Source organism: Dyadobacter sp. UC 10, assembly GCF_008369915.1.
Taxonomy (GTDB): Bacteria; Bacteroidota; Bacteroidia; order Cytophagales; family Spirosomataceae; genus Dyadobacter.
The window spans coordinates 3429332-3455077 of record NZ_VSRN01000001.1 but is presented as its reverse complement, the minus strand read 5'-3'; the positions used below and the strand labels follow the sequence as shown (position 1 = coordinate 3455077).

11 protein-coding genes and 1 pseudogene are annotated in these 25746 nt (G+C 48.0%); 2 read left to right on the top strand and 10 right to left on the bottom strand.

The features are described 5' to 3' along the window. Positions 1-18 precede the first annotated feature (18 nt). Positions 19-2994, bottom strand: a complete 2976-nt coding sequence (gene porU2, locus FXO21_RS14250; RefSeq protein ID WP_149640696.1) for a putative type IX secretion system sortase PorU2 — start codon at positions 2992-2994, stop codon at positions 19-21. A 353-nt stretch (positions 2995-3347) separates the two neighbouring features. Between porU2 and FXO21_RS28765 the strand changes: the two genes are divergently transcribed. Together FXO21_RS28765 and FXO21_RS14240 are read left to right on the top strand one after the other, a co-directional pair. Beyond that, the gene (locus FXO21_RS28765; protein ID WP_192579219.1) at positions 3348-3899 is read left to right on the top strand and encodes a collagen-like triple helix repeat-containing protein; all 552 of its coding nucleotides are present in this window, start codon (positions 3348-3350) and stop codon (positions 3897-3899) included. Between the two features lie 271 nt (positions 3900-4170). Then, positions 4171-5709, top strand: a pseudogene (locus FXO21_RS14240) (malate:quinone oxidoreductase); the annotation flags it as partial. A 68-nt stretch (positions 5710-5777) separates the two neighbouring features. Here FXO21_RS14240 and FXO21_RS14235 read toward each other — a convergent pair. From FXO21_RS14235 to FXO21_RS14195, 9 genes are all read right to left on the bottom strand, one after another. Then, entirely contained in the window at positions 5778-6623 is an 846-nt protein-coding gene (locus FXO21_RS14235) for a sugar phosphate isomerase/epimerase family protein (RefSeq protein ID WP_149640694.1), read from the bottom strand. 4 nt (positions 6624-6627) lie between these two features. Further along, positions 6628-7824, bottom strand: coding sequence for an FG-GAP repeat domain-containing protein (locus FXO21_RS14230; protein ID WP_149640693.1), 1197 nt, complete (start codon positions 7822-7824; stop codon positions 6628-6630). A gap of 70 nt (positions 7825-7894) precedes the next feature. Beyond that, a complete protein-coding gene (locus FXO21_RS14225) occupies positions 7895-11467 on the bottom strand; it encodes a PVC-type heme-binding CxxCH protein (RefSeq protein WP_149640692.1) in 3573 nt (1190 codons plus the stop codon). A gap of 131 nt (positions 11468-11598) precedes the next feature. Then, positions 11599-13374 carry a hypothetical protein gene (locus FXO21_RS14220; protein ID WP_225865687.1) on the bottom strand — a complete coding sequence of 592 codons (1776 nt, stop codon included), beginning with the start codon at positions 13372-13374 and terminating at the stop codon, positions 11599-11601. A gap of 90 nt (positions 13375-13464) precedes the next feature. Then, entirely contained in the window at positions 13465-15186 is a 1722-nt protein-coding gene (locus FXO21_RS14215; RefSeq protein ID WP_149640691.1) for a hypothetical protein, read from the bottom strand. Positions 15187-15366: 180 nt separating this feature from the next. Further along, positions 15367-17136, bottom strand: coding sequence for a RagB/SusD family nutrient uptake outer membrane protein (locus FXO21_RS14210; protein WP_149640690.1), 1770 nt, complete (start codon positions 17134-17136; stop codon positions 15367-15369). An 18-nt stretch (positions 17137-17154) separates the two neighbouring features. Beyond that, entirely contained in the window at positions 17155-20277 is a 3123-nt protein-coding gene (locus tag FXO21_RS14205; protein ID WP_149640689.1) for a SusC/RagA family TonB-linked outer membrane protein, read from the bottom strand. Between the two features lie 36 nt (positions 20278-20313). Continuing rightward, positions 20314-22206 (bottom strand): RagB/SusD family nutrient uptake outer membrane protein, encoded by a 1893-nt coding sequence (locus FXO21_RS14200; protein WP_149640688.1) that lies wholly within the window; start codon positions 22204-22206, stop codon positions 20314-20316. Between the two features lie 12 nt (positions 22207-22218). Continuing rightward, the gene (locus FXO21_RS14195; protein WP_225865686.1) at positions 22219-25737 is read right to left on the bottom strand and encodes a TonB-dependent receptor; all 3519 of its coding nucleotides are present in this window, start codon (positions 25735-25737) and stop codon (positions 22219-22221) included. Between the last annotated feature and the right edge of the window lie 9 nt (positions 25738-25746).

Genomic DNA, 25746 nt, shown 5'->3' with positions numbered 1-25746 from the left:
ACCCGTGTTTTTCTTTTACTATTGCTTCACAATCTTTCTAAAATAAACATCATTGTTCTCCGTCTGGATTTTAATGATGTATTCGCCGCTGCTCAAGTTCGATAGGTCGACCTTGGTCCCCTTCCCTTGTTTTTTATAGACATGTCCCTTTTGATCCAGAACATCCCAATGAAGGATGTTTACAGGAGCATCCAGGTCAATATTAATAAAGTCCCTGGTCGGGTTAGGAGAAAGTACAAGCATGTCCGTATCAGGCCTTGTCACAGACACTATCTGAGAGTAGCTCACTTTTCCATCGACGGTCTTTCCATCTTTTACCGATATTTTATCTACCTGCTTCAGACGATAGTAACTTGTGGCTGGAAGAGGATCTGTGTCAAAGAATTGGTAATCAGAAGCCTGATCTACGGTACCTTTGCCTTCAACCATTCCAACTTCGGTGAAATTCTTGGCATTATAGCTTCTTTCAACGATGAAGTGGCTGTTGTTGGTTTCCCAAACCGTTCTCCATTTAAGCTCAACTCTTTTAGATTCCACCAGCTTCGCTTCGAAAGCGGCAAGTTCAACCGGAAGCGGACCCGATGTCATCAGGATTCTCAATGCAGGGTCACCTTGGAGAATGATCTGATGAACGTTTGCGCGGTCGAAATCGTAATAGGCAGCTGTCCTTCCATTCACGGCATCGCTGTAGGCATAGCCCTTTTCAAGCTTCGTTTTCAGTGCCACTTCCTGAACGATCCCTCCGATCGTCTTTCTTTCAGCATCTGTTTTGGGGAATATTTCCAAATACAGTTTGTCCAGGTACTCATTGGAAGTGCTTGCATAGGCGTCCCAGTCATTTCCGAATACTACGATCGCACCTTTATCGGGAGCAAGCAGCCAGTCAAGTGACATTGGCCTTCTGAAAGATGGGTTGGCTACCGGCTGGGAAAAAAGGTTAAAGCGATTATTGAACAGGTTATTTACTCCGCACCCATTGTAAAAGAGCACAGGATACTTGCCCGTATTATTGTAATTCTTGCTACCATCCATTACGTATCCGAAATCAAGGTCGGTAATATCAACCCCGCCATGCCCGAAATAGGTGATCATTCCTACGCCATTTACACCCGGCGCGGTCCCATTGACTTCCGGAGCGAGCGTTATGTATTGAATTGCATTGGCAGCCAATGTCTTATCCTTAACTTTTGGAATAACTTTTCCTGAAAAAGGAGCACTGGTGATCTTTGCGCTCGTAGCAATAAATGTCAAGTTCCCTTCAAATTCTTCGATTTGGTCTTGCCCTTTTCCTCCGTTAACATGCAGGATATTTTTCCGCCATCCCACGTTCTCCGACTGATTTTCGTAGGTTTTGACTTTCGCAAGGTAGTCGAGCAATTGCTGCTCCGTGACAGCAGCGATCCGGCCATAAGGGATCACAGGAACGTCGTCAGGAGCACCGCCAAGGCCATCAACCAGTAACAAGTCTGAGCCAGGGAAGCCTACCGTAGGAACTTCGTCAGGTATTTCACGAATAGCACGCTCATGAAAGGTAATCGACTTGCCAAGCAACAACAAAAACTTTTCCTTGTTATTGTCCGAAACCATGAAGTCAACAAAACGTCTGATCGCAACCGGGCTTGGCTCGCCATAGTTGAACTGATTGTATATGTCCTTTATCTTAATTACCAGCGGTTTATATTTTTTACCGGGAGAATCATCCTTCCGGTATTTGGCATATTCTGCAGCTGGATTAGCAAGCGCCTCATTGGTAATGATTAGATAATCATGGTTGCCAGGGGAGATAGCCGGAAATGTGACCGCAGTGGCAGGCACAGTGGTCACGTCTTTCGATACATAAAGTTTAAATGCACTGCCGTTCCTTGATACCATCATATCAGCGGCATTACCGTTGATGATCCTTGGCTTATCAGGAACCGTAATATCCAAAAAACGGAGTGTTCCGGCTGGCGGGTTCAGGATTGTAAACCTGGTATTCGACGCGGAAGCCGGGAAGTTGAATTCGTATGAATTCTGTAACTGCATGTCGATTTTCTGATCATACGTAATTGAATAGTAAGACACTGAAAATCCATCTGTCGCTCCTCCGGTCGATTTAAATCCAAGGATTCCTACTCCGTTGTTAATATCCTTGTCAAGCAGGTCGGCATTAAATTCTTTGTCGAGGAAACCGGTAACTGTGGTTGATCCTCTCAATTCCGTTGATGCTGCATCCTTCCCTGCCCAAACCTCGACAGTAGAATTGGCACTGAAAAGATATCCCCGTCCTTTTAAGCGAACGTGTAGTTTGGGCGCCGCAGATCCATGTCGTGCTTTTACCTCATAAGCGAAAGGTTCTGCCACATAGCTGGATACAAAAACGGTCGGCTTGGCATTCACTGTTGCCAGCGGCCTATTGTTAAATATCCTTGTACCTGTTGCCTGATAACCTTCCTCAAAATAACTGTTCAACGTTGCAGGTCTGCTCGGATAGGAAGTCATGTGTGAATGCTCTATCATGAACTTCTTGAAGAAAGTGAATTGGTGAGATTCCTGCGGCGTGACTCCTGCATCAGGTGCCAGCGTTTCCTGTACAGTTGGCGTGCGATCATTCTCGTCAAATGTCAGGAAGTAAGAACTTTCGTCAGAGTAAATGCTGTAATGCGGATTTTTCCTGGAAGTCGGCAAACGATAAAGCAACGCGTCAGAAGCTCCGTCGTTGGGTATTCCGTAAAATTCGATCTCTGTATTGGAAGCGCTTACGAGATCAACTTCGACACCTCGCCGGTATAAATGGAGCTTCGAAGGCTTATTCTGAAAGGCGGCCGGCAAGGCGACCTTGTACAAACCACTTTTGCTAACTCCGATTTTCAACCACGACTGGTTATACTTTCCTGCTAGCCACTCGTTCCCGCGCTTGCCGCTCCAGGGTGTCTGCGCGACAAGTTGAGCCCCAAATAGTGTGAGTCCGAATGAGAGGAGGAAAAAGAATTTTGTAAAACTTTTTGTGTTCATAAATTTTGAATTATGATAGTGTTATAGATTTTGCACAGCATTAATGGGCGCCAGACCCTAACTTCACGACTATACTGATATATACGAAAATTACAATAAAGCTACAATAACTTCAATATTGAAGCAAATTTACTATTAGGGAAACCGAAGTTTTCACGCCCGCCATGTATTCTACAAAACTTCGGCAGAATTGGTACAATTTTTGTGAGGTTTCTGGAAAAACTTGGCGTACAAGCTAAGTTTGCGGTATATCTGGCGATCTGTCCTAGGTATTTGTAACATTTCCTGTTTTATTTGTTTTCAACTTTTCTAGTCAAGTTACCAACAACTCTTTAACTAAAACTTATACAATTATGATTAAAAAGCTAATGTTCATTGCATGGATTGGATTGATCGGTGTTGGATTTGGCTGCGACGGCCCGCAGGGAGAAGTAGGCCCGGCAGGATCGAAAGGTGATCCGGGAGCTGCCGGAGAAAAAGGCGAGCCAGGAGAGCCCGGCGAAGATGGCATTGGAGCAAGAGAAATCTTAACAGGACCAGTAACTACTACAAGAGGCGGATATACACTTGGAAAAGCCAATCTGGCAACGGGAGATACTGCGATGATCGATAACAGTGTAATAGTAGTATTTATCAAAAGCGGAGGATTTTGGTGGGCTCAACCCGGAATCGTTCGTTTTGGGGACAACTGGACTAACTTCCATTTTGTAACAACACGCAGAGGAACTACGCTTTTCGTTGATATTCGTGCATTGACCTGGTCAGAAAATCAGCCGACAGCCCCGGAACGTCAACTTGAAGCGATCCGCGCAGTCATTATCCCAGCGGACAAACTCAGACAAAATGCAGAAGTGGATTGGAAAGACTACAAACAGGCGATGGCTGCACTTGGACTGAAAGAGTAAGCAGCAGGCACCGTTTTTATATAAGCTTTTGGAAAGCCATCCCGAATTCGGGATGGCTTTTTCATTTATAGTATTTGATCAAGAATGAATGTGCCCCGGTTTCTTAATTATTGGAACTAAAAAAGTTTTAATTGCCCCCAATCAAGAACTTATAACCCGCTATAACTTTATTTTTTTGATTTATACTATTTTCGAAACAAAAGGTGCTAAGTTAATTGTTATCAAGTAGCATTTTGTACTTTTCCGGGTTTTACACCCGCTAACATATCATAATCAATTCGTTATGAATACCAAAAAGTCTTCAAAAACGAGCACACCCGATGTAGTTTTAATCGGAGCCGGCATCATGAGCGCGACTCTTGGCGTGTTGCTTAAAAAGCTTAATCCGGCCATAACAATCTCCATATTCGAACGCCTGGACCGTGTGACCGCCGAAAGTTCCGATGCCTGGAATAACGCAGGTACTGGCCACTCCGCATTTTGCGAACTTAACTACACGCCCCAGCTCCCTGACGGTTCCGTTGAAACAAAGAAAGCAGTCAAAATCGCGGAATCTTTCGAAGTATCGAAAGAGTTTTGGTCACATTTAGTAGAGAGCGGGATAATCGATAGCCCTGCCACATTTATCTACAATATTCCCCACATGAGTTTCGTCTGGGGAAATGAGAATGTAGATTACTTGCGTAAACGCTACGCGGCGTTGACGAGCCACCACCTGTTCCGCGGTATGGAATATACCGAAGACAAGCAGGAGATCGAATCATGGATCCCGCTGGTAATGAAAGGACGGGATAAGGACGAGAAAGTCGCAGCTACCAGAATGCAGCTGGGCACCGACGTGAACTTCGGCGCATTGACCCGTGCCATGTTCGATTTTCTTGAAAACCAGGAAGGTGTTAATCTCTATCTCAATCATGAAGTAGAGGATCTTACACGCAATAAAGACCACTTCTGGACAATTGAGGTGAAAGACCGGGACACTCGAAAATCACGATACGTACAAACTAAATTTGTCTTTATCGGCGCCGGAGGCGGTTCGCTTATTTTACTTGAAAAGTCCCGCATTCCGGAAGGAAAAGGATTTGGAGGCTTCCCTGTAAGTGGTCAGTGGCTGGTTTGCAATAAGCCGGAGATCATTGAAAAACATCAGGCGAAAGTATATGGCAAAGCTTCCGTAGGCTCACCGCCAATGTCGGTGCCACACCTTGATACCAGGATGATTGACGGAGAAAAAGCATTGCTCTTTGGTCCATATGCTGGTTTTTCTACTAAGTTTTTGAAAAACGGCTCCTATCTGGATCTGCCACTATCCATTAAACTGAATAATATAAAGCCAATGCTGGCGGCTGGGATACACAACATTCCGCTGACCAAATATCTGATCGATCAGGTACGTCAGTCGCCGGAAGATCGCGTAGAAGCTTTGCGGGATTACCTACCCGATGCAAAGCTGGAAGACTGGGACCTGCTCAAAGCCGGCCAGCGTGTGCAGGTGATTAAAAAGGACGAAAAGGAAGGCGGCGTACTTGAATTCGGCACTGAAATGGTAACTGCGGCCGACGGATCGCTGGCTGCATTGCTTGGAGCATCTCCGGGTGCATCCACCTCGGTTTCTATTATGCTTGAACTGATCCTGCGTTGTTTCCCGGAAGCTAAATCTGCGGAATGGCAGGCGGAATTCAGGAAAATAATTCCATCGTATGGCCAGTCTCTTGCCAAGGATGAAGAACTCGCAGCCAAAACAAGGAGCTGGACAACAGAGGTGCTGCATTTAAATACCTCACATCTGGAAGAAGAGCTCACAGCTTGACGTTAAACGCAAAAATCCTCGCATGTAGCGGGGATTTTTCATGTCTCTGCCAAATCACTTTTATTCCATTAAAATGCCAGAGACCGCAGAAAATGAAGACCGTCGATCGCGATGGATTCCTTTGAAGGTTCGATAGTCCGCCATATGGAAGCCGCCTTCGCAATAATTTTCACGTCAGGAGTAAATGATTCTATTACAATATCCCCCTGGTAATTAATGTGGTCTAGCGCTGCGAAAATACGGTCCCAGTTGATCTGGTCCCCGCCAGGCGTACCCCGGTCGCTGCCGGAAGCATGTAACAGGCCCAGCTTACTTCCTGCATTCCTGATCGCCAGCGCGGGATCCTTTTCTTCCAGGTTCATATGAAATGAATCGAGATGAACCAGCAGGTTGTCGCTTCCTACATCTGCTATCATTCGCAATGCCTGATCGCAGGTATTCACCATATCAGTTTCATATCGGTTAAGCGGTTCAATCGCCAGCTTAACCCCGTTTTCGGCTGCATAGGCAGCGAGCTTACGGAGATTAGAAACTGCTGTGTGCCATTGTTTGGCTTTTTTATCTTCCTCATATAGGTCAGCCCTTCCAACCGAAGAATAAATTGGCCCAGCCACCAGCGTGCTGCCCAGTACCGGCGCAATATCAATGAGCGCCTGCACATATTCCATCGACGTGATCTGCTCCTTTTTATTTCCTCTCAAATCACGCCCCGGACCGGTTGCCGCGCATACCGAGCGACATTCCAGACCGGCAGCATCCAACGCCATTTTCACAAAAACCGGATCAATATGCGCAGGATCTTCAACTGCAATCTCAACGAAATCAAAACCCCATTCCTTGAATTTCGGAAACCAGGAAACGCCATCATTTGTAAAAGGTGAGGCGAACAAGTATGTGTTGATCCCGAATTTCATCCGTTTATTTACCTTTTTGCTGCGTCAGAACTCTCACACCTTTCTTATTGCCGGTAACAATATCCAGCAGCCCGTCATTGTTAATATCTTCAACAGTCACGTGTAATCCAACGCCCGAATTGCTGTCCACTTCATGCCGGACCCAGGTCGGCGTTTTGCCAGGTTTGTATTCAAACCAGTACACTACCGCCGGTTCAAATTCTCCCGGATCGTTTCCATGATGCGCAAAATACCTTTTACCGGTTATAAAATCGATATTTCCGTCACCATTGATATCCTTCATTTCCAGTCCGTGCGTTTGCGAAAAAGTGTCATCAATCGTATGGTGCCGCCAGATTATATTGCCCTGTGCATCCTTTTGCTGCTCATGCCACCAAACACCATAGTCGTGGGCCGAGGCACTCAATACGTCATTCAATCCGTCACCGTTCAGATCCAGTACGTACATCTGCGAGCAATCTTTGCCTAAATCCGCAGGATGAAACTTCCAGTCTTCCTTTTTTCCATGCTTGGCCGGCCCCTCCGCCGGGCCTTCCCACCAACCCGCCTTGACGAGCACATCTTTGCGCCCGTCTCCATTGATATCCCCATACCCTATTCCATGCGTGTACATGTGGGTTGAATTATTGGGATCGTTACTGATCGTATATTTCTCCCAGGCAACGTCACCTTTTTTTGCAGGACATTTCAGCCAGATTACTTTCTTGGCGGTAGGATCGTTACAAAGCAGATCAAGCCTGCCGTCACCGTCGATATCCACCATCATCGGCGACTCATTTCCGACAGATGAGTGAATCATATGCGCAGGCCAGTGTCCCGTTTTTCCTTTCGGGTTTTCATGCCAATATGCCGCCTTCCCCGGCCAGTCGATCCGGATCAAGTCAATCCAGCCGTCCTGGTTTACGTCCATTGCGTAGTCCAGAAATGAGTTGCTATACCCGCCATTTACCTGAAAAGTATCAGGTTTCATAATTTCATGCGCTTTCCAGGCAGGCGCTTCAAACCAGTACGCCCCGGCGAGAACATCCTTTTTCCCATCCTTATTCACATCTCCTATTGCAGCACCTTCTGAAATAAATCTTTTGGTCAGTTCTGTCTTTTTGAATTGAATATCCGCCCCTTTCTTCCCTTTTGTCTGAGCATGCGCATAGCAGGTGACCAATAATGCCAGCAGAAAGAGGTAGTTCATTTTGTGATGCATTGCTATTGTCTTTTAATTTTTTAAAATCTATCAATTACCTCATTCAAGCCTTTTCGTCACCCGGTGATAATTACTTTACACTTAGTAAATAATCCAGCAGCGCGTAAAAATCCTTTTCAGGTATGATATTCTTGAACTGGTCCGGCATCAATGTGTACTTGGAAGCCCGGTATTCTTTCATATCATTTTTGACTACTGCGAACTCCTTCCCCGTCATATCTGCAAAAACCATTGTTTCGCCTTCCGTTCTGCGATATAAGCCCGTTAGAGTCTGGTCATTTTTTAATGTGATATTATAAGTACGAAAGGCCTCGGTTATATTCCTGTTGGGGTCAAGAATCTTTTGGGTCAATGCTTTGTGTCCCCAGTTACCGATGCCGTCGAGCTGCGGACCAACCATTCCCCCCTGCCCTAAAATCTGGTGACAGCCACTGCAGTTCTGAATAAAAACTGCCTTTCCTGCGTCTGTTAGTCCCGTTGCAGGCTTGAAATTGGCAATTCGGGTATCGATCAGTTTCTGCCGTTCTTCCCGCTCATCGGCTCCCGCAGCAATATATTTTTGTATCTGATCTTGCTGACCTGCGTTGGCATTCACATCCAGCCTTTCTTTGACCGCGATTTCATTGGCAATATCCGGATTCGCCGACTCCTCTTTAAATGCCCCAAGTAAATAGTCGATCCCTTGCGAAGTGTTGGCAAGTACGGTAGCAATTGCAACCTGCAAATTACGTGCACCGCCCGCCAGCTGCTTTTTCAGCATTTCGTAAATAGATGGAGAAGGCGCCTGACTAATCGACGATGCCAGCTTTTCCCTCAAAACCGGCAATTCTCCCGGATCATCGAAAACCTCCGCCAGCACACTCACATTTGCTTTTGGATCTATATTCATCAATGCACTCGCCGCTGCACTGCGCACGGGATAATCCAGCCATTTGGCTTTCAGCATGTCTTTCAGTTTCGGTTCAAGTGCTTTAATTCTAAATTCACCTGCGATCCCGGCAGCTGCAACTCTCTGATCGGATATGATACCCGGCGCCTTGGCAGGAATTTCGAGTACCGCAGGTTCCAGCTTCCCAAATCCAACCGAGCCGGTCTGTGAACTGTCAACAGCCTCGATATAACCCATTTGCCCTGCGTAAGCGCTCAAATCAAAAGTGGCACTCTGGATCAGGTCTTTCCACTGACTGGTTTCTTTCTGATTTAAGCGATATTCTTTAATAATTTTTCCACCCTCCGCCAACCTCACCCGTACAGCATTCCGCGATACCCCCTTTTTTTCCGGCAGATTGTGAATATCGTTGTCAAATACATTCATTTTCAACGCCGCAGGCAACTTAAATGGCAACGAGTACAGCGCGCCCGTAGGGGCATAGCCATTTTTTTCACTTAAAATTATACGGAAAGCAGGCGTAATATCAGTCAGAAACTGCTCGGTGACAATCCAGGGATTGCCTGGCTCAGCCGTTTTCAATACCGGCCTGTTTTTCCAGGTTTCCCCACTTTCGGTGATACCTCCCAAAATTTTCGTCGACAGCGCATTACCCCAGGCGATCATCTTTTGTCCCGGTGCCATGCCACTTTGCTTCATCCCCGTCTGAATGGTATTGTATAGTGAAAGCTGCGTTTCCGTATTGTCCGCAAACCGGGTATTGATCAGATCAATCGCCTTTTCAAGCTGGTAAGGCGAAGCATACCTGGCTATATATTCCAGATTTTTAACCAGTTCCGTGGAAGGCAGATTATGTGATAATGTATAATCCAATACAAATGCCGCCGCTGAACTTGAAGGAACATCGAGCATTGCTTTTGTAAGCACCGCCGATTGTTCATCGCTCCATTTCATTCCCGGAATACGCCACAAGACACTTCGATTCAGCAAATTATCCCGGATCGCGAGCATGGCGGTATATTTTAAATGCGTGTCTCCGGAATCTGTCTGATCGTGTAATGCAAGTAAAAGCGGCACGTTTTCAATGCGTGGAAACTTACCCAAAATCTCCGCAGCAACCCGCCGGACGGAGGGATCGCTATCCGACCGAACTGCGTTTACGACCAGCGCATAAGTATCCTCAGAAATTGCTTTGTTTTCTTTTACAATGCGAAATGCGTGAACCCGGAGAACAGGATCATGATTTGTGATCGCCTTTTTCAAAATATCAATATCCAATGCCCCGAGCCTGTTCAAAATCCATAAACCATGAACCGAGGCAACCTTATCCTGCGCATTCAGCAGATTTTTGACAGGGCCTACCGCTTGCTCCTTCCATGTATCCACGATCCGGTCCGCTACTTTCAACCGCGTATTCAGCTGCGGATGTTTCAACCCGGCCATCAGCTGGTCCAGTGTCGCTTTCGACCAGTCGGTAACCGGCATATCCTGGTGCGGCTCGCTGCCTTTGTAGGTGATTTTCCAAATCCGGCCGCTCAGCCTGTCGCGGCCGGGGTGGTTCAATGCTACTTCATAATGTCCGATGATCCGATTGTAAAAATCAGCCACATAAATCGCGCCGTCAGGTCCCAGTTTCACATCCACCGGCCTGAACCACGGATCTTTGCTCACCAGAAGCGGCTCCTCTTTTTTAGAAACGGGCGTCGAACCGTTGAAGGTCATGGTATTGCGGTCAATACGGCAAGTCACTACATCCCCGGTGTAAAAGCTGTTCCTGTACTGTTCCGGAAACTGGGTACCGGTGTAGTAAACCAGCCCGGCAAGTGCCGTGGCCCCCAGATCATAGCTCATCATAGCAGGCGCAAAACCCAATCCTGCGGGCGCTTTTTTGCCAAAATGCGGATAATCGCCACCAGATATCAGCTGGGTGATTGGTTTTGTGTGACAATCCACTGAATACAAATATCCTTTTTCGTCATAAGCGTAACCAAACGGATTGACCCGCCCGAAAGTCGTTTGCTCCACGTGGCTGCCGTCCAGCTTTACCCGAAAGGTATTTCCTGAAGTCATCTTGATGGTATCTCCATCGGTACCTGCCACATTGGAAGTATTTGAAAAACCATGACAAACGTGCAACCAGCCGTCGTAACCGCGCATCAGGTTGTTCACCATCCCATGGGTGTCCTTGTGGCCAAAAGGCCCCAGGAGCACTTTTTTGCTGTCGGCTTTCCCGTCGTTGTTGTCGTCTTTGAAATAATACAGATTCGGAATACTGTACGCAATCGCACCGTCGGCTACGGGCATTACACCGATAGGAATATTCAGGTTATCGTCGAAATTTGTAAAAGTATCCGCTTTACCATCCCCATTTTTATCTTCCAAAATGGTGATCCGGTCCTTCCCGTCGCCCTGCCCTGCGGCAACAGGATATTCGGAAGACTGGGTGACCCAAAGCCGGCCCCTGTCGTCGAATTCCATATTGATCGGCTTGGTAATGTCTGGTTCGGAGGCGAAAAGGGTTACCTCAAATCCGGGCGGCAATATAAAATTCTTACGCTCTTCCTCTGGTGTTTTGAACTCGGTAGTGCGAATATGCTCGGCAAAAAGCTCCGGTGACAGCTGCGCGGAGCTTGAAATATTACTACCCTTAACAGCTTGATTTTTAGGAGCACTGCAACTTTGTGCATAAAGAAAAAGTACCGCGGATAAAGCGATAGTACCGCCAAGCCGGGACTTCTTGAAGTGATCATTCATTCCGGGATTGTTATGTTGAAGGTTGAGTTTAGGATAAAGCGATTTTCAGCATATAAAAGGCCAGAACGCGGGATTTTACTTTTTCGCATTCAATACCGCAGGGAATCAGTGTCAATTTTATAAAGGCACCGTCACGGACGATAAACATAATTTGCCCTCCCCGCAGGTGCGGCATCCCCATTGATCCAGAAATCCATCACATTTCCCTCCTCCTGCATATTATCGCTCCATTTGAACTCAAAATCGGGTTCGCCGGTGATACCCAGCAGCGACTTCGGGACCTTAATCTCCATTTTATTTTTATCGATAGAAAAGTCCACTTCCCCCGCCTTCGTCCAATTCCAGGCTGCGTCTGTTTTTTCTACAATTGCCTTCTTATCCGGGTTAATGCGGTTTATCACCACATCATATCCCTCCCAGCCTGTGTTTTTGTCCCTATCAACATTAATAAAAAGCCGCATCCAGCCCGGGTCTTCCCTGGGTGAAAGTGGCTGTGCAGTTTCTACATAGAAATACACAAACTCCTGATCACGCGCGACTTTCGAAAGCACAATATCATTCCGGCCGGTATTATTTTTATAAACCAAACTTCCCCAGCCCGGACTATTGCGATGAATTGTGTTGCCTTTGTGTGCGGTAAATGAAGGAGTTACTTTGTCCCATTCTGTGAATTTCCCGTCGATCGCAACTGTGGCAGCGCCCGATGTACGCTCAGGCGCAGGTAACCCTTTGAACTTCCGGATATTCGCCGCCATCTGATAATAATAATTGTCGCCGTGCCCGCCTTTCATTGGCTCGATATCCCGGCTGCCTTCCTGATCAAACTCATCCGGGAATGCATTGGTCTGCTCCTGCCACACGTCGTATCGGCCCGCAATCCATTCATTCCACCCTGTAATAAATATCAGTTCAGGGTTAATTTCGAGCGCCCTGTCAAACTGTTCCTGGAAATTAAAACCATAGTTCACCGCACCGGGTGTCGTTACCTGCCCATTTTTGTGGGTGTAGCTTCGCCCAAACGAGCCGGTTGCATTTAATGCGGTCAGGCCACGCGCTTTGGTCCAGTTTTGCGCTACGCCAACAGTCGCCTGTTCGAAAGTCCCGTCTGCGTTTTTCTTATAACCATGTTGCGGGAAAATTTCCAGCCAGCCCCAGTGATCCTCCTTTTCCGGACCTTTATTATATACAGGTTGTCCCGGCCGGAAAGTGAAAAATTCTCGCAATTCCTTCTCCAATGCGGGCTCGGCAGTCTTTCCTTTTATAGTTTGGGTAAACTCGGGGGAAGCCATAATAAACGGTTTTCCCTTCCACATAAACCAGAGGTCTTTGTATTTCCCTGGTTTATAAAGGTCAGTGTAAATTTCCCTGATGATCTCCTTTCCTCCGTCGGTCGTCCAAAAAGGGAGCATAAAGCATATCTGCGGTGTTTTGACTCCGTCTTTTCTCGCCTGCGTGAATACTTCACAGAGCTTCATATAAGACTCTTTCCAGGTCAGGTTTCCATTGGTACAATCAAAAATGATCATATCCACACCAGCGTCGGCAAGCATTTCGGCATGCTTGCGCAACAGCCACTCGTCGGTATCAATATAATACCCAAAAAGCGGTTCGGCCCAGAACCACGGACTTTTTCGCTTCGGCCAGATCGGATCATTGTAGTCGTGGATCGCTTTCGGATTGCGCGAGAGGTATTCGGTTACATTCAATGCTGGATTATTCTTCGCCTGCTGCGTGTGCCAGGTCCAGTAAAACAGTCCCACAAATTTTTCCTTCTTTAAATCCCCCGCATCCCGCTGATCAGGAAGCCTCCGCCCCACGGCATCAGTGGCAGTAACCAACGGACTGTAATTCTGTGCGAAAAGAATCTGAGAAAGTATCGCAAAAGTGAAAGTGAAAATCTTTTTCAAAAGCATATCATATGAATGATATAAAAAGGAATTAAGCATATCAGTCAATTGCCGTCGGCTTAAGCCGACGGGCATTGATGATTTGAGAAATTATTGGCTAATAATAAAATTGAATCTGCCGCCGGGGGCGGCGTCGCCGTTCACATACCAATCCAGCGGATTACCTTCTTCCTGCATGTTATCCGACCATTTGAACTCCATATTCAGAGGCGATTTCAGATTAACTAAAAAGGATTTAGGAATAGTGAGCATCATCTGATTACCGGCAGTCTGGTAAGTTATTTTCTTCACATCGTGCCAATTGCCCGACTTATATTGCTGTAAAGTGTTTCCTGAAACAACTCGGTATTCATACCCTTTCCAGCCGGTTGCTGCTTTCCGATCAATATCGAGGTAAAGCCGCATCCAGTTATCGCCAGAGTTAGGGGTAATTTCAGCGATTGTTTTTGCGTAGAAGTAAAGATTCTTTTGATCACCTGCCACTTTCATCTCGTCAAAATCATTTCTGCCGGTCTTGTTTACATAAACCACCGCAGGCTCCGTTTGTGCGCCAGGGTGGTTTCGTTCCTGGGTATCGCCGGTGTAGTCTTTGTAAACGGTCGTTACGGTTTTCCAGTCGTCGAAATTCTTAATGCTCTTTTCCGGGCCCAATGCAGGATTGGCCTCCACGCCTTTATACCGGCGAATATTGGCCACCAATTGCATGTAATAATGGTCTTTTAATCCGGCGGTCAGGGAGGGCTCAATATCCCGGCTGTACTCCGGACTTGCCTGATCACAGAACCAGGAATGCTCGGGATTTTTGTCGTGGCTCGGAAACTTTCCTGCAATCCATTCATTCCATCCCGTAACATACACAAACGGCGTGTTCTGCTTGATCGCAAAATCCCATTGCTCCTGTACATTATAACCATAAACAATATCCTTTTTCGGATCGCCCGGCGTACCATTGCGGTAGCTTCTGCCCCAGTTGTCTTTGTTGCCGTAAAAGGCAGAACCGCCCATTCCCGCAGTCGGGTTGGGATGCTGCGCCACAGATACATTGATGATTTCTGCCTCCCCTTTTGTATTATAATGTACTTTTTGCGGACGGGTAAATGAAATCCACGGCCAGCCATTTGTTTTCTGCGCCTCCGTTGGCCACTGCGATTCGCGGAATGTGAAAAAGGACTTGAAATTTTTACCTTCCGCCTCTTTGCTGATCCCAATGATCAGCGGCTTTCCGTCGAGCAGGTACCAGCAATCGGGATGACGGTATGGAGCGCTTTCCTTGTAAAACAAATCGTACGCTTCCTGCATGGTCTCGCCCGATTGTGTATTGGTATAAAAAACGATCTTCGGCGCTTTTCTGCCTTGTGCGCGCACTGCGTCCATTGCACGCATCAACGCATCTGCCTGCTTTGCATAGGTGAGCCGGTTGGTTGCATCCATTACCAGAAAATCAACTCCGGCATCCGTCAAAAGCTGTACGCTGCGCAAATGCACCCAGTAATCGTCTCCTTTGTAATATCCGTAAATTGGCTGTCCCCAGTAATACATTCCGGTCCCGTTCTTCGGGTCACCCCCCCAATCCGGATGATCAAAATCTTCAAGTACAGCAGGGTTTTTTGAAACAATTTCATTTAAATCCCAATGCCGGGCCGGGGCCACGTCGTGCCACAGGAAATAAAACATCCCGACCTGCCGGTTGCTTTTCGGATCGCCGACTGCATTATTCTGCGGAATAGTCCGGCCCAGGTCGTCGGTACCGGCCAGCGGCTGCGCCAGGACCCTCGCCCCGGCCAGCATCATCATTAAAATCGCTTTCTTCATAATTATCTGTTTCCCCGGGCTGAAGCCTGGGGCAATTGATTTTTTGGGGCTGGGCTTGCGGCTGCTTGCCGTTGCTGGTGTTGTCACCAGCACTTTTTTGGCAATGATGGTGTCACCAGCACTTCATGCGCTGACAGGTTGTTGGTGACAACACCAACAACGGCAATAAAACATCGGCATTTAATCCAGCCAGCCGGGGTTTTGCCAGTCGGCGCCGGATAATCCGATGATCTTGTCCACCTCGGCCTGATCGATCGGATACATCAGGTATTTGTCGGAAAATGCATTCCGGTTGGCGAATTTGAACCTTCTGTAAACGAAGTTAGTACCGCTTCTGGTGATCCGCATACCCGTTACAAACCGGTCGGTATCCGCCAGTATCTTCCAGCGGCGGACGTCAAAAAAGCGGTGCTCCTCGAATGCCAGCTCAATGCGGCGCTCATTTCTGTATTTTTTTTCAAAAGCTTCTTTGGTCATCCCTGCCGGGAAACCAGGCATTCCTGCCCGGGTGCGTACCATATTCACCGCCTGTCGCGCCGACATGCTTTGTGTACCAACCGGCACAGCCGCATCCGGGCCTACCGATTGATTAGCGGCTTCCGCAAAATTCAGATACAGCTCTGCCAGACGGAAAAGCCGGATCGCACCGTCGGCATCATTGTTCTGCCCAGACCTGAAATTGTTGAATTTGCGCAGATAGTAGCCTGTGCGCGTATGTTTGCGGTTGATATCTGAAATCTCTTCTGCACCTCCTACAAATGTTTCCACCTTTTTCCCGGCCGGCTGGTCCAGGTTCCTGACTGCGCCATTGTAATAAATTGAAGCATAAAAACGGGGATCACGACCTGTGTATGGATCTGTTTCCTTATAACCCGAAGCTGCATTAATGATCGGAGTCGTTCGGATAGCGTCGGAATAGCCGGTAATCGGGGCCTGGCCGTTTGCCATTTCATAGCTGTCCACCAGATCTTGTGTAGGACAGGGGCCGGTCCTTTCCATGCCAGGGTTGGTCGGCATGCCTGCAAACCGCCACACCTGCATAGCATCGCCTGCATGGTAAATCGTCTCCTTATCTGTTGCCCGCTGGTCGTTGGAACTTGTAAAAAAGTAAAGTGCGTAAGAATTCTGGGCGATGTTGGCGGCTGGTTTTTCGTCAAAGAGCCGGTAACCGTTTGCCAGACATTGACCCAGAGCTTCGGCAGTAATGGTTGTAGCATTTTGCCAGGTATAGGTTCCGTCGGTCCAGAGCGGGCTGGCCGCATAGGTTACCGCCTGCGATTTAACCGCATAAGCAACCGCTCTTGTCATGATGCCATATTGATTGTCAAATACATCCCACGATAAACCCTCTCGCGTTGCCGGATAAGACAATGCTTTATCACAATCTGCCAGAATGAATGTAACTACCTCCGCGAAAGTCGCCCTCTTATCCTGCGAAAAATCGTGGTCGATTTCGAGCGGCTTGTCAAAAATCGGCACCCCGCCGTAGCGTTTGATCAGTTGCAGATAGTACAATGCACGCAAAGTGTGCGCCTGGGCGATCCAGGAATTTTTTTCGCCTTCGCTGGCATACACCGTCGCTGTCTTTATATTCTCAATAAAAACATTGCATTTCCGGATTCCCTCGTAGAGTTTTCCCCATGGACTTCCATCTGCGGAATTAGTCGGATATGTAAGCGAAGTGACATTCCCGCCGTACCAGACAATGTATTTTGACCCCGGCGTGATATCGTCTGCATCCTGCGCCTCGTCGGTAAATGACGCGCGGTCCATGTAAGGTTTCGGCGTAAAACCGTAGCAGGAATTGAGGTAACCCCTTGTCCTGTTATAGTCACTGAAAACCTGGTCCATCGTAATGCGGCCGTCGCTGGGCAAGTCCAGCTTTTCGTTGCAGGAAACCAGCATGGCAACCACCGAGCATGTTAGCAGAAGTATTTTATATTTTTTCATCTCAATGAATTGAAAGATTTAGAAAATGACGCTGATACCCGCATTAAACACCCGGTAAACAGGGAAACCCGCAAAGCCGCCACCTTCGGGGCCGAAGTCTTTCGATCTCATTTTATCCCAGGTAATGAGGTTTTGCCCGCTTACCAGGATCCTGATTTTTTCAGCTAAAATGGCGCGGGATAATGTCGCCGGGAGTGTGTAGCCGATCTCTACATTTTTCAGGCGCAGGTACGAGCGGTTGTTCACGTAATAATCTCCTATTTCGTGGTTGACACTTTTACCAAGCGATAATGCTGGGGAAGTGATCTCTTCACCATTCGCATACCTTTCTGCTGTCCATGCATGGCGGTGCTGCGAACCGTATACACCATCAAAATCAGTTTCCCAAACGCCGATCGTATTCGCGGTATCGATGGTTGCGTAGTTACCCACACCCTGAAAAAGGAAACTCAGGTCGAAATTTTTATAAGTAAAACCGGCCGAAAGTGAATAAATCGTGCTGGGCAGCATTCCCGTTCCGATCGGCGCTTTGTCTCTTTCATCGATCTTGGAATCACCATTCAGGTCACGGTACTTCAAATCGCCGGGCCGTGGTGTCCCGAAGCCATATTCGAGGTTGCTCTGGTCAATTTCGGATTGAGAATTGAAATAGCCGTTTCCATTGCTGTAATCGACCAGATACCCGAATTTCTGACCAAAAGAATAACCTTCCTGCCATTTGCGATATGCATAATCCTTGGTTTTCAGTGCTTCATTCTGATTGATGATTTTATTCTTTGCATAGCTGATCATCAGGTTTCCGAAAACTGAAAAATCACGGCTCAACGCTTTGTGGTAGCCGAGGTTAATATCTACACCCTTATTCTCAAAACTTCCTGAATTCAATCTTGGGTAATTGGTCAATGGAATGCCCTGGTAAAGCGGGATCGTCGAAAGTGCGCTGACGATCATATTGTTCATTCTTTCCTGAAACACATCCACAGACAAATTCACCGCATTAAAAAAGCCGAGATCAATACCGTAGTTCTGTTTTTTGGAAATTTCCGCCTGAATATTGGGGTTGCCTACCTGTCCTTCATTGACTACATATTGCAGTGATCCGATGGGCCCGCCGCCCGCTACGGTCACATTATCGAGATAAGCATACCTGGCCAGCCCGCTCTCATCATTGGCGGTTTTGCCATAAGAAGCCCTCAGTTTCAGGTAGGTCAGTAAGCGGTTTTCCTTCAAAAACGCTTCATTTGAAATAACCCAGGCGGCCGAAATTGCTGGTGTTGTCGTGTAGCGGACGTTTCTCGCGTATTGTTCCGAACCCGAATAACCCAGGTCTAATTTTAGCAGATATCTGTTATCAAAACCATAATTCACCTCAAATCCAGAACTTACCCTGTTATAAGGCAGCATTCTCGCAGAATCGTTTTCAGCCCGCGTCAGGTTTTGGTAAAACATATAAGCCATCGCGCCTACCCGATGCCTGCCGAAGTCGCGCTGGTAATTCATGGCCACATTGTAGGTCAGGTGGTAATAGTAGGAATGCGATTTGGTATAGGCCAGCGGGGTGTTATTTTGTGCGCCTTTTTTGATATAACCTCCTCCCAAAGAATCACTGGCTTGCACCCAGCGCTCATAATCCTGCTTGGTTGCAAGACTTCCTACCGAATTGGTCTGGTAAGCCAGCCTGCCTGTCAGGTTCAGGCCTTTTGTAAGAAAGCCCATATCCAGGTCCAGCCCGAACTGCGAAGTAATATTTGTGACCGTATGCCGGGTGTACCCTGTCCGGTTCAGCATTCCGTAAGTAGGAGATTCGACGCGCTCGGTCGTAATTACCTGTCCGCCTTTGTCTATTACTTCTCCGGAGGCATCAACCACGGGCTGTGTCACCGGTCCGTAAACGGTTGAAGGTATCTGAAATATGCTTGAATACACATCTGCATTGCCCACGCCCGGCGTGCGCTCCCTTTTTACATTACCGCTCAAACGCACAAATGCTTTCAGGTAACGGTTCAGGTTCATGTCTACATTCGACCGGTAGTTTACCCAGATATTGTTCGCATTCGAATTGTAGTTGGTCTGGTCCGTTTTGAAATACCCTCCCTGGTGCATGAAGTTGATATTGGAAAAGAACTGCACTTTATCATTCCCGCCAGTCACATTTACACTTGCGCGCTGCATGTTGGCGAATTCTTTGATGTAACGGTTATACCAGTTGTTATTCGGGTACTTGGTCGGGTCCTGCCCGGAACGGTAACCTTCGATCTGCTGCTGACTGAAAAGGTAGTTTGCCCCCAGGCCGTCATTGAATGCCGACTGATTACGCATTTCCGCATATTCCGCCGAGCTGTAAAAAGGTGGCTTGGTCGTAACCTGCTGCATCGACTGATCAAAACGCGTTTTGATCTGCAAAGGCCCTTTTTTTCCTCTCTTGGTTGTGATCACCAGTAATCCGTTTGCTCCCTGGATACCGTACAGCGCCTGGGTAGATGCATCACGCAAGATGGTAATGTTGTCAATTTCGTTCGCAGTGATGTATTCAAGCGTCTGGTTACTGTTATAAGCACAAATGATCCCGTCGATGATCACCAGCGGGCCGCCGTCCCTGCCGGCCGCCAATCCCCTGATATATAAATTGGTGTTTGCCCTCGACAGCTCTGAAAACGTTTCCTGGGTGGTCAGGCCGGGCAGGCGTCCGGCCAGCGTCTGTGTCAGGTTTGCTACCGGGGCTTTTTCCAGTTCCTCTCCTTTTACAGTCGCCACGGAGCCAGATACTTCATTTCTGAGCTGTAAAGTATAGCCCAGCTGGATGACTTCATCTTTCTTATGGGCGTCCCATTTCAGCGTTACTTCAAGCTCCTGCTTATCGGCCACCTGGATCTTTTGGTTCCCGTAACCATAAAGTGAAAAAATGATGGCCTCGCTGCCGTCGTCGATACTCATCGCAAACTCCCCCTTATCGTTGGTAGAAGTGCCGTTTTTTCCATTCTCTGACTGGATATCCACACCTTTCAGCGGTTTTCCAAATTCATCGGCCACGATACCATTGATCGTTTCGGTCAGGTCCTGGGCAAGTACTGCAGTGCCAAATGTGCAGAGCAGCAGGAATGCCAGGGTAGCGGTAATGCCGGATTTTATATATGTTATCATACAAATGATCGTCTGAGTCGTTGAAAACTATGAATATTACCAGCCTGGATTTTGCCAATCGGTGCCTGTGATGGACCGCAGCCTGTTGGCTTCATTGAGCGGTATCGGTACCCACAGGAATTTGTTGGTATAATTTTTCCGCTCTGTTGCCCGCACATTCCGGCGCTTGTAGGTAAAAGTCCCGTTTGCATTGCGGGTAATTTCCATAGCTGTGATCCAGCGATCGGTTTTGGCCAGGTCGTCGGTTGGTTTCGACCAGCGACGAAGATCGAAATATCTGTTTTCTTCCATCGCCAGCTCCACGCGCCGCTCCGACCTGACCCGCTTGATCAATGCATCTTTGGACAATCCGGCGGGCAATGCAGGCATTCCGGCACGGGCGCGGATCTCGTTCACCGCTTTGGCGGCTTCGGCCAGTTGACCAGCCTCGGCGGCTGCTTCTGCATAGTTCAATATCACCTCCCCCAGCCTGAAAAGCTTCCAGTTCGCTCCCGCGATAGGATTATCGCCTCCGGAGTTGGGGTGTAAAAATTTGCGCTGATAGTATCCCGTCCGGGTCGCGCGGCGGGTGGTCGGGTGGATGCCCGTTTGCGGCTCACCTGCATAAGTAGAGATGATCCTCGTCCGGTTTCCGATCGGCGCAGGATAATTTTCCACCGATTCCGGCGCTTCCGCGAAATTCCACATTGCTTTTCTTTTTGAACCATTGTAATAAATGGAAGCATAAAAGCGCGGGTCACGATTGGCGTAGGGATTGGCCGGATCGTACGTTTTGTTGGCTGTATTATAGTTGGGCTGCAAATGCTGGTCATCGAGGTATGGCCTGTCCAGGTCGAGGACCGGCTGCCCGTCGATCGTTTCATAAGCATCCACCAGCTCCTGCGTAGGACATGTCCCGGATTTGTAGCCGTCTTGCGCGCCGATACCGTCAATATTCCAGATATTTCCCTGCCCGTCGCGGCTTTGGTAAATCGTTTCACGGTCGACCGGGCTGGCCGAGTAGTTCATAGTCTGGGTAAAATATTCATTGTAGATAGCGGTCTTCTCATTTTTGTTCGGACCAAGAAAAGCAACGTCAGAAAGATAAGTTTGCGGCAGGTTTACGCGATTGTAGAGTTCGTAACCGTTCGCCCGCAGGTTTTCAAGCGATTTTTTGTTGATCTCATAAGCTTCCTGCCAAAGGTTTTGTCCCGCATTATTCAGCGGACTTGCAGCAAACAGGATCATTTTGGATTTGATCGCCTCTGCCAGGCCTTTGTGTACCCGGCCACCTTCACTGCCCGTAGTGACACGCCAGGGCAGCTCAGCGGTAGCCAATGCCACGTCGCAATCCTCTATGATAAATTTCACCACTTCATAATAACTTGCTTTCGTCACGGTTGAAAAGTCCTGCTGAAAATCGTAAGGTTCTCTTTCGATCGGGAGTGCGGGACCAAACCATTTCAAAAGCTCTGAATAGTAGTAGGCCCGCAACAAATGCGCCTCCGCTTTCCAGCGCGCCCGGTCGGCCGGAACCCTGACGGTAGCTTCGTCAATGCGGCTGATAAACTCGGTACAGTTCCGGATCGAAGCCCAGTACCTGGCCCAGTAATCACCGTTTCCGGCGTCGGTACTGATATTGATAATCGGGTGGTTTGCCGCGGAAGCATCGCCATTATACATCCTGCCCGACATAATCCACGATTCAGCTTCTGCGTCGGTATCCCACGATTCGTCACTCCAGTTAACCGGCCCGCGGCTCCAGAAGAAATACCGGGTCCCTTTTGCGGGAATATTTGCGTAGCAGGTATTCAGGAAAGCCCCTACCTTATCATTATCTGCGAAGATCTCTTCCATAGTCAGCTTACCGTCAGGCGCCATGTCGAGCACATCTTTACAGGAGGTAAATGCAAGTAATGTGAGTAATAAAAAACGATATATCTTTTTCATATTTCTCTCCGATTAGAAAGTTACGTTCAAACCAAGGTTAGCCATTTTTGTTACCGGATATCCCAGTGAATCGTCGTTTTCAGGATCAAGATGGTTCATTCTCAGCTTCGACCAGGTGAAGTAGTTCTGCGCACTTACATACACCCTGAACTTGCTGATCCCGATCGCTTTCAGTGAGCCCGACGGCAGCGTATGACCCAGTGTGAGATTTTTCAGACGGGTAAATGAGCGGTTCATAATGAAGAAATCATTAGCTACGTGGTTGGTCGTACTGTGCGTGCTCAGGGCCGGATAGGTGATTTCGTCACCATTTGCATAGCGCTCCGGAGTCCAGGCCGACTTGTGGTAATCGAAATACGTACCACGGATAATGTATTCATATACACCCTGCTGCGCGTAATTCATCGTGTATTTCCCTACGCCCTGAAAGAAAGTAGTGAAATCAAACCCCTTATAATTCACAGTCAGTGAAAGTCCGTAAGTAACCCGGGGAATTGTGGAATAACCGATCGGCGCCTGGTCTTTGTCGTCAATTGTGCCGTCGCCATTCAGGTCCACGTATTTAAAGTCCCCTACCCGCGGCTCCCCGAAGCCATATTTGGTATTCGCCAGATAGCTGTCCAGTTCTTCTTTGGAATTAAAAAAGCCGTTTCCGTTGCTGTAATCGATTTTATATCCCCACGACTGGTTCAGTGAATAGCCTGCCGAGCGGTACCTGTGCGCGTAGCTTTCATCCCGGATCGACTCGTCCATGAACTTCACGGTATTATGGTTGTATCCATAGTTACCTGAAACCATGATGTTGAAATCTTTTGAAAAAGCCTTGTTGTATGTCAGCTCGATCTCGTAACCCTTGTTATCCACCAGGCCCATGTTGACCTTGGGGATATTGCCCAGCGGCACGCCCTGAAATTCGGGAACAGTACCCCGGCTGATCAGGATATTGCTTCGTTTTTCTTTGAAAAAATCAACAGTAAGGCTAAGGTCCCGCATGAACTGGAAGTCAACCCCGTAATTCTGTTTTGCGGCTACCTCCCAGGTAATACCCGGATTTCCCAGCAACCCGAGATTAATCTGCTGCCCCAATCCAAGGCTGCTCAACGGTCCGCCGGAGCCTACTACAATATTACTTTGGTATAAAAAACGCGGGCTGTCTTCTCGGGATGGTCCGAGAATATCATTACCTACTTTTCCATAGGAAGCCCTGAATTTCAGGTTGGTCACGTACCGGTTGTTTTTGAGAAAATTTTCATTGCTCAGCACCCAGCCCACCGATACAGCCGGAAAAAATCCGTAGCGATGCCCGGGCGCAAATTGTTCTGATCCATTGTAACCCATATTGACCTCAGCCAGATAGCGGCTATCAAAACCGTAAGTTGCCCTCGCAGCAACGCCCAGTACATTATAGGGAATCTCTCCCCTGGTAGTTTCCCAGGTATCCCGTTGCGCCAGGATCATCCCGCCTACATCATGTTTTTCGCCAAACAACCGCTGGTAATTGATTGACCCCTGCATGTTAATATTATAGCGGGAATCGGCGCCTTTGCGGAGTTTCAACAGGGTTTCATCATTTCTCTTGATCGCATAAGTCAGCTCGTCGGTGGCCGGGTTTACCTCCGCCAGGAACAGCCTTTCCGATTTATCGCCCTGCATAGCCGTAGTCGATTTGGAATCGTAGGAAACCATTCCTTTAATACTCAACCCTTTGGTGACGGTATTGCTCAGGTCCCATTCCATTCCGAAAGAGGCATTCAGATTCGAGCGGATTTCATTGCGGTAACCCATTCTGTTCATGATCTCAAATGCGGACCGGTCCATATACCCGGGATCCACAATCTGCCCCGGCGCTACACCGAAGCCATCAATGGTAGTGGGGCCGGGGGTAATAGGCAAAATGGTTTGTGCCTGGTATAGCAGATCACGCATCATCCAGTTGGTATCGTCTCCGTAAAGCCAGGCCGCAGGCATATTCACCTGCTCGATGTAACTACCGATATTCAGAAAAGATTTTAGCGAATTTGTAACCTTATAGTCGAGGTTGGCCCGAAAGCTGTACCTGTCCATTTTGGAAGAAGGATCATAACCGAGCACCGATTTTGGCTGGGTATTCAGATTCCCCCCCTGATGCAGATAGGCGCCGTTTACGAAATAAGAAACCTTGTCGGTTCCCCCTGTTACATTCATGTTGACCCGCGTTTGGGGTGCATACCTCGAAATGTATTCCCTGTAGTAATCGTGATCAGGGTACATATATTTCCTTACCATTGCCTTTTGCGCGTATTCAGGGTCACTCGGATCGAGGCCGGCGAGCGGGTTGGCATATTTATCCATTTGTTCCTGTGTAAAAGGAAGGGGTGTAATGCCGTCATTCTTGGAAGCCTCGTTGCGCAATGCCATGTATTCCAGTGAATGCAGGCGTTCCGGCTCTCGCGTAAAAGATGAAAAGCTTTGCTCGGTATTGATGGTGAGCTCCGTCTTGCCCGCAGAGCCACGTTTGGTAGTGATCAAAATAACCCCGTTTGCGCCCCTTACACCAAAAACCGCCGTTGCGGAAGCATCTTTCAGGATCGATACCGAAGCTACTTCATTGGCGTCGAGCGTGCGGATGTTGTCCCTGGGCACCCCGTCGATGAGGATCAGCGGGCTTTTTCCGTTGGTAGTGGCCGCGCCACGCAGGTACATCGTCGCATCATCGCGTCCCGGCTGGCCCCCACCCGATTGAATGGAGGTCAGGCCCGGTAAGCGCCCCGACAAGGAATTGGCTAAGCTTGCTGATGAACTTTGCTGTAATATTTCCGAACTGACAGACGAAACTGCACCTGTAACAGATACCTTTTTTTGTTCCCCAAAACCTACAACCACCACCTCTTCCAACGCCTTTTCATCTACTTTCAAACTCACATTCAGGTTGGTGACCGCACCGAGTGGTATTTCCTGGCTGATATACCCTACAAAGCTGAATATCAGCACAGTATTCTCTTCCGGCACCAGAATTTGGTATTCACCGTCGATGTTAGTAGAAGTTCCCTGGGTAGTACCCTTCACCACCACGCTTACTCCCGGGATGCCCGCTCCTTTTTCGTCGGTAACCTTTCCGGTCACGTCGCGGTCCATGATACTATTGCCTTCCGTGGCCTTCACTGGTTGCTGTTCAGAGGTTTTTTTGTCCGAAATCCTTTTCAAAAGGATCGTTTTTTTCGAAACCTTGTATTCAATCCCTAATGGTACGAGAAGCGATTCCAGTACTGCATCGAGCCGCTGGTTTTCTCCTTCAAAGGAAACCTTACGCTCCGCCCCAATGATCTCCGCACTATATACGAAGCGGATCTTGGTTTGAACTTCTATCTTTTCGAGCACTTTTTCAATATCCATTTCATTAACGGTTATTGATATACGTTGACTCAAAATCTCTTGTGCCCGAAGATCGTCGGCTGTTGCGATCTGCATGAAGAACAGCAGCAGAATACACTGGCCGACGGTGAATCTCATAACCGGCGCTATGATCTCATTCAAAAGTCGAAGTCTTCTCATAAGTGAATT

Excerpts from the sequence above, each read along its gene's own strand:
- FXO21_RS14230 (WP_149640693.1), bottom strand. The coding sequence starts at position 7,824 with ATGCATCACAAAATGAACTACCTCTTTCTGCTGGCATTATTGGTCACC.
- FXO21_RS14200 (WP_149640688.1), bottom strand. The coding sequence starts at position 22,206 with ATGAAAAAGATATATCGTTTTTTATTACTCACATTACTTGCATTTACC.
- FXO21_RS14225 (WP_149640692.1), bottom strand. The coding sequence starts at position 11,467 with ATGAATGATCACTTCAAGAAGTCCCGGCTTGGCGGTACTATCGCTTTA.
- FXO21_RS14235 (WP_149640694.1), bottom strand. The coding sequence starts at position 6,623 with ATGAAATTCGGGATCAACACATACTTGTTCGCCTCACCTTTTACAAAT.
- FXO21_RS14215 (WP_149640691.1), bottom strand. The coding sequence starts at position 15,186 with ATGAAGAAAGCGATTTTAATGATGATGCTGGCCGGGGCGAGGGTCCTG.
- FXO21_RS14205 (WP_149640689.1), bottom strand. The coding sequence starts at position 20,277 with ATGATAACATATATAAAATCCGGCATTACCGCTACCCTGGCATTCCTG.
- FXO21_RS14210 (WP_149640690.1), bottom strand. The coding sequence starts at position 17,136 with ATGAAAAAATATAAAATACTTCTGCTAACATGCTCGGTGGTTGCCATG.
- FXO21_RS28765 (WP_192579219.1), top strand. The coding sequence starts at position 3,348 with ATGATTAAAAAGCTAATGTTCATTGCATGGATTGGATTGATCGGTGTT.
- porU2 (WP_149640696.1), bottom strand. The coding sequence starts at position 2,994 with ATGAACACAAAAAGTTTTACAAAATTCTTTTTCCTCCTCTCATTCGGA.
- FXO21_RS14195 (WP_225865686.1), bottom strand. The coding sequence starts at position 25,737 with ATGAGAAGACTTCGACTTTTGAATGAGATCATAGCGCCGGTTATGAGA.